We start from the raw sequence: 13877 nt of genomic DNA on the forward strand, positions 1-13877 counted from the left end.
ATAAGATCGGAGATTCGCCAGATGCAAGTCGGCACTGAAAGACAAGCGGGATCCGAACTACACGCTTGGCGTCAATTTCTGGCGCGCAGCACCCTCTGGCTAGGTGTTTTGCTGCTGGGAAGCGCCGCGGTTTGCTGGGTCGCCGCCAACTGGCAGGACATGACGAAAGTGCAGCGCTTCGCCGGCGTCCAGGGGTTGCTGGCGGTTTGTGCGCTGGCCGCCGCCTGGGCCGGATTGCGCCTGCGGGCCAGTCCCGGCGCGCGCCGCACCATACCGGGCGCCCTGCTCGCCCTGGCCGGCATTCTGCTTGGCGCGCTGCTCGCTTTACTAGGCCAAACTTACCAGACTGGCGCCGACACCTGGGAATTGTTCGCCTGGTGGGCGCTTTTGCTGCTGCCCTGGGCGCTGGCCGCCGGCAGCCAGGCCGTCTGGCTGCTGTGGGCGCTGGTGCTGAATGTCGCCATGGCCTTGTGGCTGGGCGAGCGGGTGTTCTCCTGGATGCTGATATTCGGCGGCCCGGGCGTGCCCGGCCTGATGATGGCCGGCTTGAACCTGCTGCTGCTGCTGGGCTGGGAGCTGGCTGCCCGCCGCTGGCGCGCCAGCACCCTGGTCGGTCCGCGGGTCCTGGCCGCCCTGGCGATCAGCGTGCTGGTGCTGACCCAGATGCTTGGCGACTTCCTGGGCCGCGGCCTGGGCCTCTATAACGGCATCGCCTGGGTCGCGGTGACTCTGGGCCTGGGCTTCTATTATCAGAAGGGCCGGCGCGATCTGATCATCCTGGCCATGCTGGCCGCCGGCGTCATCTGCGTGTCGCTGAGGGTGGCGGGCGAATGGCTGCTGCGCTTGGAGCCCGGCGTCTGGGCGGCCTTGCCGCTGGCGGCGCTGCTGATGGCCGAGGCCGTCTGGGCCGCGCGCTGGCTGCGCCGGCTGGCCGGCGATCCCCAGGCCGCGGTGGCCGTAGCTGCGGATGCCGAGCCGGCCGCAGCCTCGGCAGGCAATTCGGTGGACCCGGCCGAGACCGGCGCGCCGGTCGCGCAACTGGCGGCCGCTCCGGCTCCCCAGGTGGATCCGCCCTGGTATGTGCAGTGCCTGCTGGGCCTGAGCGCCTGGCTGGCGACGCTGCTGCTGCTGGTGTTCGCCGCCTTCTCGGGCTTTATCACGTCTGAAAGCGGCGCGCTGGTGGTCGGGCTGGTGCTGTGCGCCGCTGGCGTGGCGGTGCTGCGCAGCGATGCGGGTCCGTTCTGGCGCCAGTGCGGCACGGCCATGGCCTTTGCTGGGCAAATTTTGATCATCTTCGGACTATCCAGCTCGACCTCCTTCGCCAGCGCCTGCGTATTCGTGCTGCTGATGGCGGCCACGGTCTACGCGGTGGGTCCCGACGTCATCCTGCGCTTCCTGAGCGGCCTGCTGATCGCGGCAGCAGGGGCGGGCTTGATCTGGCGCGGCCTGTCGCCCGACCTGGGCGGAGAAGACCTGCTGGACGCCTGGCTGGGCTTCGACGTCATGCGCGCCACCTTCGTCTGGCTGCCCATCGCCGTGACCGGCGCCTGGGCCACCGCCGTCATTTTCAGCGTCAGCCATCGTCTCGGCGGCAAGCGCGCCCATGCGTTGCAGCCGCTGGCCTGGGCCTTCCTGCTGTCGGTGCAAGGCATGGTGTGGCTGGCGGGCGGCCTCTCCGCCCAGCAGCTGCCCGCCATGTGGCAGCTCAATCCGCATACGGCGGTGCTGGTTATCGCAGGCGCGCTATTGCCCGTGGCGGCTGCCTTTGCGGTGCTGTGGCCCCGCCGCCACGTGCTGACAGCGGGCGTCACCTGGGGCGTCCCGATAGCCCTGTTGATCCTGGCACTGTTCTGGCTGCCCAGTCCTGGCGTGGGTTTCGCGCTGGCCTGGCTGCTGCTGGGCTTCGGCTTGAACCAGTCGCGCCTGGTCGTGTTCGGCGTGATCAGCCTGCTGGCCTACCTGGGCGTCTATTACTACCAGTTGGATGTGCCGCTGCTGCAAAAAGCCTTGTGGCTGGGCGGCGCTGCCCTGCTGCTGTTCGTGCTGCGTGCCCTGGTGTGGCTGGTGCCGCGCCTGATGCGCACGCTGCCGGCCAGCCGGCGTGTTCCCTTGCCGCCGGTGTCGGCGCCGTTGCGCTGGCGCACGCTGGCCATCCTGGGCGGCCTGGCGCTGGTGCTGGTGGTTGCCAACGGCGGCATCTGGCAGCGTGAAAAGCTGCTGGCGTCCGGCAAAGTGGTCATCCTGGAACTGGCCCCGGTGGATCCTCGTTCGCTGATGCAGGGCGACTACATGGCGCTGAATTTCGCGGCCAGCCGGGAAGTCACGCGCCTGCGGCTGGGTGGCGAGCGTCCCGAGGCCGAGGACTCCATCATGGGCTACGAGCCGGACGGCTATGTGATGCTGCAGACCGACGCGCGCGGCGTGGGCCAGCCGCTACGCATCCAGCCCGACACGCATCCGCATACGGATGGGGAAGTGCCGTTGCGCTATCGCATCCGCGACAACAGCGTGCGCATCGTGACCAACGCCTATTTCTTCCCGGAAGGCCAGGCCGAGCGCTATCAGGTCGCCAAGTACGGCGAACTGCGCGTGGCGGATAATGGCGAGGCGCTGCTCGTGCGGATGCTGGACCAGGACCTCAAGCCGCTGTAACGGCGGGCAGCGGGAAGCGCCGCGCCCATTGCGCGGTGGCTTCCCGCAGGAAATAGCTGCGGTCCGTGGCGTCGATGGGGCCGAAGCCCAAGGCGCGCCAGGCGGCCGCCAGCGCCGCCAGGGGCGCACCGGTGTCGATGGGTGGGGCGCCGTTCTGCTTGGACAGTTTCAGGCCGCTGGCGGGGTCCAGGATCAGCGGCACGTGCAGGTAACGCACCGGCGGCAGACCCAGCAGCCGGCCCAACACGCGCTGGCGCGCCGTGGAACTCAGCAGGTCCGCGCCGCGCACCACATCGGTCACGCCTTGCGCGGCGTCGTCCACCACCACCGCCAACTGGTAGGCCCATAGGCCGTCAGCCCGCCGCAGAGCGATGTCGCCCACGGCCTGCGCCACGTCCTGTTCCTGAGGCCCCAGCCAGCGGTCCACGAAGTGTTCCACGCCTTCCGGCATGATCACGCGCCAGGCGCGGGCCACGCGGCCTTCTGGCAGGCCATGGCGGCAGGTGCCGGGATACGGACGCTCGCCATCGGCGCCGGGTGCGGTCTGGCCGCGCAACGCCGAATCGGCGATTTCGCGCCGGGTGCAGCCGCAGCCGTAGATCAGGCCGCGCGCGGCCAGGGCGTCGAAGGCGGCCTGATAGGCGTCGTTGCGGCGCGATTGCCACATGATGTCGCCATCCCAGGTCAGGCCTAGCGCATCCAGCTGTCCCATGATGACCTCGGCCGCGCCCGGTACCGTGCGCGGCGTGTCCACGTCCTCGATGCGCAGCAGCCAGCGTCCGTTCTGGGCGCGCGCGTCCAGCCAGCTGGCCAGCGCGGCCACCAGCGAACCCGCATGCAGCGGGCCGCTGGGACTCGGGGCGAAGCGGCCGACGTAATTCACGATGGGATGCCCGCGCGGCCTTGCGCGCGGGGTGGGGGCAACGGCATCAAGCGAGGCGGATGCCGGTCAATGCAGCAGGCGCGTGCCGTCTTCGTCCAGCAGCTCTTCCAGGACCAGATTGTCGATCTCGGCTTCCTGGCTCCAGAGAACCATGAGGGCGATGATCTTGATCTTGGACAGCGGCACGGGCGTTTCCGGCGAAGCCAGGCCCCGGTCGATGACGATTTCGCGCAGCGGCGCGGGCAGCACGCCGGCCGATTCCAGGAAGGCGATGAAGCCGATGGATTCGGTGCCGAGCTGCTGGTATTCGTTGTCGGTGTAGATCCGGGTACCGGTAGCGGGGGCCTGGGCGAGATCGACGCAACGTTCGGTGGTTTCGGCCAGGCCGTAGAGCCAGCCGAGGGCGTCGTCGATGTCTTCGTGCTCGAAACCGGCGGCGGCAAGCCGCTTTGCGAGCACGTCGGCCGCAGGACAGGCTTGCGGCGTGTAGTAATTCTCGTACAGATAAACCAGGATATCGAACATATGGCGCAGTTTTGTGCCTGTGTGCACAGTCGGCCCGGAGATCGGCAGACCAGCAAACATGAATTTTACTTTACGCTGATTTAAATAGCCCGGCAACCGGCGGGAAGGTGGAATGTTGTATGGCGTCACCTTGCGACAACACGCGCACATTTTCAGCCTAAATGCTGCCAATATTCATGATTCTGAGCAAAAAGGGGCGGACCTCACGGATCCGCCCCTTTTTGTGTGCAGGCCGTTTCGTCAGGCGGCCTTGGGGGCGCTTTCCAGCTTCAGTTGCGCCAGTTGGCGCATGAACACCGGGATGCAGATCGCCAGCCCGATCAGGCCGCTGGTTAGCCCGGGCAGGATCGTCAGCAAGGCGCCGATGGTGCACAGCCAGCGCTCCCAGCTCTTCATGCCCACCAGCATGTAACGCGAGAAAGCCGCCGACAGCAGCACCAGGCCGACCATGCAACCGAACAGGGTCACGAAGAAGTCGTACCAGGTGAAGCCCTGCACCGAAATCAGCAGCGACGGCGAGAACACGAACACGAAGGGCACGATCAGCTTGGTGATGCCCAGCCTGAAGGCCGTGTTGCCGGTCTTGAATGGATCGCTGCCCGCCATCCCGGCCGCCGCATACGCAGCCAGCGCCACCGGTGGCGTGATGTCCGCCAGGATGCCGAAATAGAACACGAAGAAGTGCGCCGCGATGGGCTGCACGCCCAATTGCACCAGCGTGGGGGCGGCCACCGCCACCATGATCAGGTAGTTCGCCGTGGTGGGCACGCCGCAGCCCATCAGGATGCAGACGATGCCGGTCATGATGAGTGCCGCCACCAGCGTCAGCGATTGCATATTGGCGATGGTATCGGGGATCACCATGGCCGCGCCGCTGGCCAGCACCTGCGAGGCCGCGATCACGATGTACGAGATCTTGAAGCCCACGCCGGTCAGCGTCACAACCCCGATCACGATGCCCACCGTACCCGCGGCCGCGCCCACCGCCAGCGCGTACTTGGCGCCGGTCTCGAAGGCTTCGTACAGATCGCGCCAGCGCAGCCGCTGGAACGGATTCAGCAGGCCCACCAGGATGCAGCCGGTAATGCCCGCGAACGCTGCCAGATAAGGCGTGCGGCCGCTGGCCAGCACGCCGATCAGCAGGACCAGCGGGATCAGCGTCGGCCAGCGCATCTTGAACGACTGCTTGAGCTTGGGCATTTCTTCTTCGGTCAAGCCGCGCAACCCCTCGCGTTTGGCCTCGAAGTGCACCTGCATGAACATGCCGAAGAAGTACAGGAAGGCCGGGAAGATGCCCGCGATGGCGATCTGCTGGTACGGAATGCCCAGGAACTCGATCATCAGGAACGCAGCCGCGCCCATGATGGGCGGCGTGATCTGCCCGCCCGTGCTGCTGGCCGCTTCCACGCCCGCGGCGAAATGCCGCGGATAGCCGATGCGGATCATCGCCGGAATGGTCAGCGAGCCCACCGTGACCGCGTTGGCCACCGACGAGCCCGACAGCATGCCGAACATGGCCGAACCGAACACCGACACCTTGGCCGGCCCGCCCGCATAACGCCCCGCTACCGTCGACGCCACGTCCAGGAACAGCTGGCCCAGCCCGATGCGGGTGGCCAGCACGCCGAACAGCACGAAGTGGAAGACATAGGTCGCGACCACGCCGACCGCCACGCCATACACGCCCTGGCTGGTCAGATACATGTGGTTGACGACCTGCGACCACGTATTGCCGGCATGCTTGAGCAGACCCGGGAAGTACGGCCCGAACATGGCGTAGACCATGAACACGATGGCGATGATGGGCAGCGGCCAGCCCATGGCGCGGCGCGTGGCCTCCAAGAGGCCGATCAGCAGGATGGACCCCATCAGCACGTCCATGGGCATGGGATTGCCCACGCGGAACGCCAGGTCCTCGAAGATGTAGGGGATGTACAGCACCGACAGCGCCAGCGCGATGGCGATGATCCAGTCGTACAGCGGAATGCCGCCCGGTGAATACCAGGTGGACTTGGGCTGGCGCTGGTAGTGCGACTTGGAAAAGCCGAACACCAGGAAGATCAGGCTCAGCACGAAGGCCAGGTGCACGCCGCGGTGCGTGGCCTCGCGCAGCAGGCCGAAGCCGGCGGTGTAGTAGTGAAACAGGGATAAGGTAACGAGCAGGCCTGACACGATCCAGGTAGCCGTCTTGTCCAGCGGCCGGAAGCGGATTTCCGAATCGTACTTTTCCGCCAGCTGCTGGGTCTTCTCGTGGTCTATTTCCATCGCCGTGAGTCTCAGGTGATACAGCAAGCAGGGCCGCTCGTGGCGGCCCTGCTCAAGCACGACGTTTCAGATTGCGCCGTGGTCTATCCGTGAAAGAAGCATCGGCTCGCTTATTTCAACAGGCCGACTTCCTTGTAGAACTTCTCGGCGCCCGGGTGGAACGGAATGCCCGCGCCCTTGACGGCGTTTTCCTTGGTGATGAGCTTGCCCTTGGCGTGGCCGGCGTCCAGCGTCTTGCGCGTGGCGTCGCTGTACAGCGCCTTGGTGACGTCATACACCACCTGGTCCGGGATCTTGGCCGAGGTGACCATCTGCGCGTTGACCGAGATGGTCTTCACTTCCGGAATGTTCTGGTACGTGTTGGCGGTGATCACGTCAGGCGTGAAGAATTCCTGCTTGCCGCGCAGCGCATCGATTTCCGGGCCGACCAGCGATACCAGTTCGATGCTGCCGGTGGAGGCCAGTTCGGCAATCGCGCCGGCGGGGGCGCCGCCCACGAAGAAGAACGCGTCCAGGCCGCCGTCCTTGAGCTTGTCGCCGGCCTGGTTGGGCTTGAGGTACTCGGCCTTGATGTCCTTGTCGGTCAGGCCGTAGGCGCCCAGGATCAAGCGCACGTCCACCAGGGTGCCGGAGCCCGGCTCGTCCATGGACACGCGCTTGCCCTTCAGGTCCGCCACGCCCTTGATGCCCGAGCCCTTGCGCGTCACCAGGTGGATGCTTTCCGGGTACAGGGTGGAAATCAGGCGCAGGTCCTGGGCCTTGGGCTTGCTTTCGAAGGTGCCGGTGCCGCTATAGGCCCAGAAGGCCACGTCAGACTGCGTGAAGCCCGCTTCGAACGAGCCGCCCATGATGCCGTTGATGTTGGCGACCGAGCCGTTGGAAGCCACCGCGGTGGCAATGAGCTTGCCCGGCTGCGACACGGCGTTGCCGATGATGCCGCCCACCGGATAGTAGGTGCCGGCGGTGCCGCCGGTGCCGATGCGGAAGAACTGCTGGGCCTGCGCCGAACCGGCGGCGCCGACGGCGGCGGCCGCAATGGTCAGGGCGGTGATCCAATTCTTGAGTTTCATGCGAGCTTCTCCGATTCTTGCTGACGGGTATCAGTGATGTAATTTCTGCCGTTGGGCGAATTCCCCCGGCAAAAACGTGCCTCCCCTCGGGGGCTTCTTTATGATGAAATTCTGTCATGCCCGTCCCCTGTAGCCAATGATTACAGGGCTATGGTTTTCCAGGGGGTCGCATCGCCCAAGGTTATGGGCGGTCCCGCTTTGGTTATGGTTTGCGCTTACATCCCTGCAGTGCTGATAACGGAGTTTCCAAGATGTCCCAGGAAGTCATACGCGGCATTGCGCTGCCCCCCGCCGCCCAGCCGGGCGATCCCCTTGCCCGCGTCGATACCCCCAGCCTGGCGCTGGACCTGACTGCTTTCGAAGCCAACCTGCGCGCCATGCAGGCCTGGGCCGACCGCCACGAAGTGGCCCTGCGACCGCACGCCAAGGCCCACAAATGCCCGCAGATCGCGCTGCGCCAACTGGCGCTGGGCGCGCGCGGCATCTGTTGCCAGAAGGTCAGCGAGGCCCTGCCCTTCGTGGCCGCCGGCATCCATGACATCCACATCAGCAACGAAGTCGTCGGCGCGGCCAAGATGGCGCTGCTGGGCCAGCTGGCGCGCGCGGCCAAGATCAGCGTGTGCGTGGATAACGCCCAGAACCTGGCGCAACTCTCCGCCGCCATGGTCCAGGCTGGCGCCGAGATCGACGTGCTGGTGGAAGTGGACGTGGGCCAGGGCCGCTGCGGCGTGTCCGACGATGCGACCGTGCTGGCGTTGGCGCAGCAGGCGCGCGCGCTGCCGGGCCTGAACTTCGCGGGCCTGCAGGCCTATCACGGCTCGGTGCAGCACTACCGCACGCGCGAAGAGCGCGCCACCGTCTCCCGCCAGGCCGCGCGCATCGCCGCGTCCTATGCGCAGCTGCTGCGCGAAAGCGGCATCGCCTGCGACACCATCACCGGCGGCGGCACCGGCAGCGTGGAGTTCGACGCCGCCAGCGGGGTCTACACCGAATTGCAGGCCGGCTCCTATGCCTTCATGGACGGCGACTACGGCGCCAATGAATGGGGCGGCCCGCTCACCTTCCAGAACAGCCTGTTCCTGCTGTCCACCGTGATGAGCACGCCCACGCCCGACCGCGTGGTGCTGGACGCCGGCCTGAAATCGGCTTCCGCCGAGTGCGGCCCGCCCGCCGTCTATGGCGAGTCCGGTCTGACCTGCATCGCCATCAACGACGAGCACAGCGTGGTGCGGGTCGAGTCCGGCGCCACTGCGCCCGCGCTGGGCACCGTGTTGCGTTTGGTGCCCGCGCACGTAGACCCGACCTTCAACCTGCACGACGGCCTGGTCGTGTTCAAGGACGGGGTGGTGCAGGACATCTGGGAAATTTCGGCGCGCGGCTTCTCGCGCTGAATCAGGACATCCGAACGCAAAATGGCCGGCGCGCCATCAAGCGCGCCAGCCGAGCACGGGTTCCTGCAGGCCTACTGGGCCTTTTGCTGGATCTTTTCCCCGCCGCGTTCGATGTCTTTGCCGGCGCCTTCCATGGTGTTGCAGCCGGCCGTGATGGCGGTTATTGCCAGCAGCAGCGCAAGCCAGATTCGATGCGTCATTTTTTTCTCCTTTCGGCGTTCATGAGCGTAGCGGGTCATGCCGAAGGGCAGCCGCGCTATTTCTTGTTCAGCAAGTCGCGTGCCTGATCTTTGGCTTCGCCTACATTGCGTTGCACCTTGCCCACGGTTTTCTCCGCCTTGCCCTCGGCTTCCGTCTCGCGGTTGCCCGTCAGCTTGCCTGCCGTTTCCTTGATCGAGCCTTTGACTTCCTTGGCTGCGCCCTTGATGCGGTCGTTATCCATGTTGTCGCTCCTAATTCCAGGTTGCGTGAAACCGCGCCGGAGGACCTCGTTCGGGCCCAGACTCCAGCGGCGGACGAACCCACTATAGGAAGCGCATGGCGCGCGCGTAAGAAGCGCGCGCATCAGATCGGCTGGTACTTTTCTACCGAATCTTGTGGACTCGCTTTTGAGCCTGCTTGTCAGGTTGCTTCTGCGCCTGCTTGCGCGCCGGCTTTTCATAGCCCACGATGCCGCGCTGCCGCGCCCAGATGATGGCGGCGCTGCGCCGGTGCACGTCCAGCTTGCTGTACAGCGCCGCCACATGATTGCGCACCGTATTGCGCGACAAATGCAGGCTGGCCGCGATCTCCGGGTCCGTGTGGCCCTGGCACATCAAGCCAAGAATTTCGCGTTCGCGCGGCGTCAGATCGGCCAGTTCGCTCTGCCCCTGCGGCGCGCCCTGGGGCGTGCGGATCTGCGCCAGCTTCTCGATGACGGTGCGGCTGAACCACGAGGTGTCCTGCATGACCGTCTCGATTGCCTCCATCAGCTCGACCTCGCTGCGCTTGCGCTCGGTGATGTCCTGGATCGCCGCCAGCACGCAGGGCTGGTCCTGGATCGACACCGGCGCGGCCGATACCAGGCAGTCCAGCAGCGCGCCTTCGCGCGTGCGCAGCGCCATCTCCTGGCTGCGCACGCTGGCGCCCTGCTCCAGCGATGCCATGGCGCGGTCGTAGGCCTGCGGGTCAGTCCATAGTTGTGCCAGCGCGTCCTCGTCGCGCGCCAAGGTCTTGGCGTCATAACCTGTCGTGGCGACGAAGGCATCGTTGACCTCCAGCAGCTTGCCTTCCGTGCTGCTCAGCGTCATGGGTACGGGCGCCAGCCGGAACGCCGTGGCGAAGCGCTGTTCGCTATCGCGCAGCGCCGTCTCGGCCTTGCGGCGCGGCTCCAGATCGTTGAAGGTGAACAGCATGCAAGGCTGTTCCGCGACCTCGATGGGCTGGCCGGCCACGATCACGAGCTTGGTGCCGCCGTCGCGCACCGCAATGGTGGTTTCCGTCTGCGGAATGGTGGTTCCTTCCGCCAGCCGGTGCAGCGCATCGTCGCGTTGCGGCGTGTCGCCCAGCACGTCCAGTTGGCGCAGCGTCTTGCCCAGCACTTCTTCGCGCTTGTAGCCGGTCATCGCCAGAAATCCATCATTGACCTTGATGTGGCGCAGGTCTGCCAGCGAGCAGATCACGGCCGGCGCGGGATTGGCGTTGAAGGTTCTTTCGAAGCGCTCTTCCGCGTTGTAGCGCTCGGTCACGTCCAGCAGCACCAGCACCATGCCTTCCGCCACGCCCTGCGCATCGCGCAGCTCCAGATTGCGCACCTGATGCATGCGGCTGAACGCCGGATCGCGCCGGCTGGTCACTTCCACCACCACATCCTTGTAGGCATCGCCCGCCAGCGCGCGGTCCAGCGGGTACTGCGCCGCGCGTAGCGCGCGATGGTTGCGATAGTGCAGCGTAAACGCCTTGCGGTAGCCGGCGGCGGTGCCGCCCAACGCGGCCAGATCGGTCGCGCCATGCATGGCCAGCGCCGTGTCGTTGGCCCAGACGATGCGCTTGTCCTGGTCCAGCAGGATGATGCCCTCGATCAGGCCGTCGATGATTTCCAGCAGATGGCGGCGTTCCGTCGTGAACGCCGTGGCGGTCTTCTTCATCCTGACTCCTCGGTGTGCAAAACCGGGCCGCTGGCGCGCGGCCGCAAGATAGGAAGAAAGTACTAGATAAAGTCGTCCCGCGTGATCTGGGCGTGCGCGGACCAGGCTTCTATCGTGGTCCTGCACCGATACGCGTGCTGCTTCGCGTGAAACGCTTTGCGTGAATCTTCAGGAGAGTTCCATGAACACGAACCAGAAGCCCGGCGATCCCTCCAACCAACCCGGCATCGACCCGTCCCAGCGTCCCGGCCAAGAACCCGGCGGCGCGCCGGAGAAGCAGGCGCCCGGCCAAGTGCCGGGCCAACCCGGTCCCGATGACGTCGACCCGGGTCGCATTCCGCCGGAAGTGCCCGGCAATCCGGGGCAGCCCGCAGAAAAGCCCCGGCAACCCGGCGAGCCCGGACGGCCGGGCCAGCCGGGTGATCCGGCTTAAGCCGCGATAGCTTTACTTCTGCCCATCATGCAAACCGCCCCGTCGATGGGGGGCGGTTTGTTGCGGGCAAGTCGTCTTGCGCGTCCGTCAGTCGACCTGCGCGCCCGACTGCTTCACCGCTTCACCCCACTTCGTCACTTCGCCCGCGATGAAGGCCCCCGTCGCATCAGGCGTCAGCGGCATCGGCTCCGCGCCGCGGTCGCGAAAGAACTTCTGCATGTCGGGCGAGTTCAGCACCTGGCCGATCTGCTTGCTCAGATAGCCCGTCACCTCGGCCGGCGTATCGCGCGGCGCCAGCACCGCCGCCCAGCCGATGGCCTCGAAACCCGGATAACCCGATTCCGCCACGGTCGGCACGTCCGGCAGCTGCGGCAGGCGCTTGGCCGTCGTTACCGCCAGCGCCACCGCCTTCTTGCTCTGCACATGCGGCAGGCCGGCAGTCACCGAGTCCACCATCAACGGCACCTGATGCCCCAGGAAATCCGCCTGCGCCGGGCCGCTGCCCTTGTACGGAATGTGGCGGATGTCGATCTTCGCCGCCGCCTTGAACATCTCGGCCGACAAATGCTGCGTGCCGCCGATGCCCGCGCTGGCATAGGCCAGCTCGCCCGGATTGGCGCGCGCCTGTGTCACCAGCTGCTTGAGCGAGGTAATGCCCGAAGCCGGCGTCGCCAGGAACATCAGCGGCACCGAGAACACCCCCGACACCGGCGCGAAGTCCTTGGTCAGGCTGTAATTGATGGTCTTGTACAGCGTCTGGTTCACCGCCGCGGCAGAGCCCGCGATCACCAGCGTGTAGCCGTCCGGCGTCGCGCGCGCCGCCTGCTCCATCCCGATATTGCTGCCCGCGCCCGCGCGGTTCTCCACCACGATGGGCTGCTTGACGGCCGCGCCCAGCTTTTCGGCCAGCGCGCGCGCAAAGATATCGGTCGCCTGTCCGGGCGGGAACGGCACGATCAGGCGGATGGGGCGCTCGGGATAATCGGCATGCGCGGTGGCCGCGGCCGTCGCCAGCGCCAGGCCGGCGGCAAGACTGGAAAGAATACGTTTCATGATTGGTCAGTAAAAAGCGACAAAGGGCTGCGCGCGGGGTCGCGCCTGTTGCATAAAATAGAGCGCCCGCGTTGTCAGCCCTTTTGAGGCGGCCCGGGCGGATCGGCAGGGGGTGTGTCACGATAGCATCCCCCCGTCGGTGCTAAATTCGCCTATTGGCATCGTCCAATTACTTTCTCACCCCCTGTTCTCTCATTCCGCAGGAACCGCCATGGAATTCAGCCAGTTCAAGACCAACGCCCTCATGGAGATCACCTCCCGCCCGGACCTCGTGTTCGTGCGCGGCCAGGGATCCTGGCTGGAGGATCACGCGGGCAAGCGATACCTGGACTTCGTCCAGGGCTGGGCCGTCAACACCCTGGGCCACAGCGCCCCGGAAATGCAGAAGGCCCTGCTGGACCAGTCCAAGCTGCTGATGAACCCCTCGCCGGCGTTCTACAACCTGCCCTCCATCGAACTGGCCGAGCGCCTCACCGGCGCCTCGGTCTTCGACCGCGTCTTCTTCGCCAACAGCGGCGGCGAAGCCAACGAAGGCGCCATCAAGCTCGCGCGCAAATGGGGCCAGGTCAACAAGAACGGCGCCTACAAGATCGTCACCATGAACCACGGCTTCCACGGCCGCACGCTGGCCACCATGTCCGCGTCCGGCAAGCCGGGCTGGGACAAGATGTTCGCCCCGCAGGTCGAAGGCTTCCCCAAGGCCGAAATCAACGACCTGGAATCCGTGCGCAAGCTGATCGACGACCAGACCGTCGCGATCATGCTCGAACCCGTCCAGGGCGAAGCCGGCGTCATCCCCGCCACCAAGGAATTCATGCAAGGCCTGCGCAAGCTGGCCGACGAGCACAAGCTGCTGTTCATCGTTGATGAAGTGCAGACCGGCATGGGGCGTACGGGCACCATGTTTGCTTACCAGCAATCGGATGTCGTGCCGGACATCATGACCCTGGCCAAGGGCATCGGCGGCGGCGTGCCGCTGGCTGCATTGCTGGCTCGTCAGGAAGTGTGCGTGTTCTCGCACGGCGACCAGGGCGGCACCTACAACGGCAACCCGCTGATGGCTGCTGTTGGTGTTGCTGTGTTCGACGCGCTGGCTGCGCCGGGCTTCATGGAATCGGTCAACGCTCGCGCCAAGCAGCTGTCCGAAGGCCTGCTGGCTTTGTCGGCCAAGTGGGGCATGAATGGCGAGCGTGGGATGGGTCTGCTGCGTGCGCTGGTGATGGATCGTGATGATGGTCCTGCCATCGTTGAAGCCGCGCGCAATCTGGCGCCTAATGGTTTGCTGCTGAATGCTCCGCGCGGAAACCTGCTGCGCTTCATGCCGGCGTTGAATGTGACGGCGGAAGAAATCGATACGATGCTGACGCAGTTGGATGGGCTGATTGCTCAGGTGCGCAAGGCGTAATCGAAGCGATACGTTAAGCAGTGACGACAAGGGCCGCAATTAGCGGCCCTTGTCTTTGGCATGTCCTGAATGTA

At 65.8% G+C, this 13877-nt stretch carries 12 protein-coding genes; 4 read left to right on the top strand and 8 right to left on the bottom strand.

The window, feature by feature from the left end; translation table 11 throughout:
* The first annotated feature begins 21 nt into the window (after positions 1-21).
* Positions 22-2652, top strand: a complete 2631-nt coding sequence (locus AC3WOB_RS17455) for a GDYXXLXY domain-containing protein (protein ID WP_492275716.1) — start codon at positions 22-24, stop codon at positions 2650-2652.
* Here the strand turns inward: AC3WOB_RS17455 and gluQRS are convergent.
* The 4 genes from gluQRS to AC3WOB_RS17475 all read right to left on the bottom strand — a co-directional run bounded on the left by gluQRS (position 2639) and on the right by AC3WOB_RS17475 (position 7395).
* Positions 2639-3535: a tRNA glutamyl-Q(34) synthetase GluQRS gene (gluQRS, locus tag AC3WOB_RS17460; protein ID WP_492275717.1), complete on the bottom strand. Its 897-nt coding sequence runs from the start codon at positions 3533-3535 to the stop codon at positions 2639-2641. The genes AC3WOB_RS17455 and gluQRS overlap by 14 nt on opposite strands.
* A gap of 66 nt (positions 3536-3601) precedes the next feature.
* Complete coding sequence (locus tag AC3WOB_RS17465; protein WP_042795808.1) at positions 3602-4060, bottom strand: Smg family protein; 459 nt, start codon at positions 4058-4060, stop codon at positions 3602-3604.
* 240 nt (positions 4061-4300) lie between these two features.
* Positions 4301-6325, bottom strand: coding sequence for a TRAP transporter permease (locus tag AC3WOB_RS17470; protein WP_492275718.1), 2025 nt, complete (start codon positions 6323-6325; stop codon positions 4301-4303).
* 110 nt (positions 6326-6435) lie between these two features.
* Positions 6436-7395: a TAXI family TRAP transporter solute-binding subunit gene (locus tag AC3WOB_RS17475; RefSeq protein ID WP_492275719.1), complete on the bottom strand. Its 960-nt coding sequence runs from the start codon at positions 7393-7395 to the stop codon at positions 6436-6438.
* Positions 7396-7646: 251 nt separating this feature from the next.
* Here AC3WOB_RS17475 and AC3WOB_RS17480 point away from each other — a divergent pair, with 251 nt between their 5' ends.
* A complete protein-coding gene (locus AC3WOB_RS17480; RefSeq protein ID WP_492275720.1) occupies positions 7647-8786 on the top strand; it encodes a DSD1 family PLP-dependent enzyme in 1140 nt (379 codons plus the stop codon).
* 71 nt (positions 8787-8857) lie between these two features.
* Here AC3WOB_RS17480 and AC3WOB_RS17485 read toward each other — a convergent pair whose 3' ends face one another.
* The 3 genes from AC3WOB_RS17485 to AC3WOB_RS17495 form a co-directional block, all read right to left on the bottom strand.
* The gene (locus tag AC3WOB_RS17485) at positions 8858-8986 is read right to left on the bottom strand and encodes an entericidin A/B family lipoprotein (RefSeq protein WP_013390837.1); all 129 of its coding nucleotides are present in this window, start codon (positions 8984-8986) and stop codon (positions 8858-8860) included.
* A 56-nt stretch (positions 8987-9042) separates the two neighbouring features.
* On the bottom strand, positions 9043-9228 hold the full coding sequence (locus AC3WOB_RS17490; RefSeq protein WP_013390838.1) for a CsbD family protein: 186 nt from the start codon (positions 9226-9228) through the stop codon (positions 9043-9045).
* 142 nt (positions 9229-9370) lie between these two features.
* On the bottom strand, positions 9371-10912 hold the full coding sequence (locus AC3WOB_RS17495; protein WP_492275721.1) for a helix-turn-helix transcriptional regulator: 1542 nt from the start codon (positions 10910-10912) through the stop codon (positions 9371-9373).
* A 181-nt stretch (positions 10913-11093) separates the two neighbouring features.
* Between AC3WOB_RS17495 and AC3WOB_RS17500 the strand changes: the two genes are divergently transcribed.
* Entirely contained in the window at positions 11094-11345 is a 252-nt protein-coding gene (locus AC3WOB_RS17500) for a hypothetical protein (protein ID WP_492275722.1), read from the top strand.
* 87 nt (positions 11346-11432) lie between these two features.
* Here AC3WOB_RS17500 and AC3WOB_RS17505 read toward each other — a convergent pair whose 3' ends face one another.
* Positions 11433-12398, bottom strand: coding sequence for a Bug family tripartite tricarboxylate transporter substrate binding protein (locus AC3WOB_RS17505; RefSeq protein WP_447917175.1), 966 nt, complete (start codon positions 12396-12398; stop codon positions 11433-11435).
* 211 nt (positions 12399-12609) lie between these two features.
* On the opposite strand from AC3WOB_RS17505, the gene AC3WOB_RS17510 reads away from it, so the two are divergent.
* Positions 12610-13803, top strand: coding sequence for an acetylornithine transaminase (locus tag AC3WOB_RS17510; protein WP_492275723.1), 1194 nt, complete (start codon positions 12610-12612; stop codon positions 13801-13803).
* Positions 13804-13877 lie beyond the last annotated feature (74 nt).

Source organism: Achromobacter sp. FW305-C-30-7, assembly GCF_058783105.1.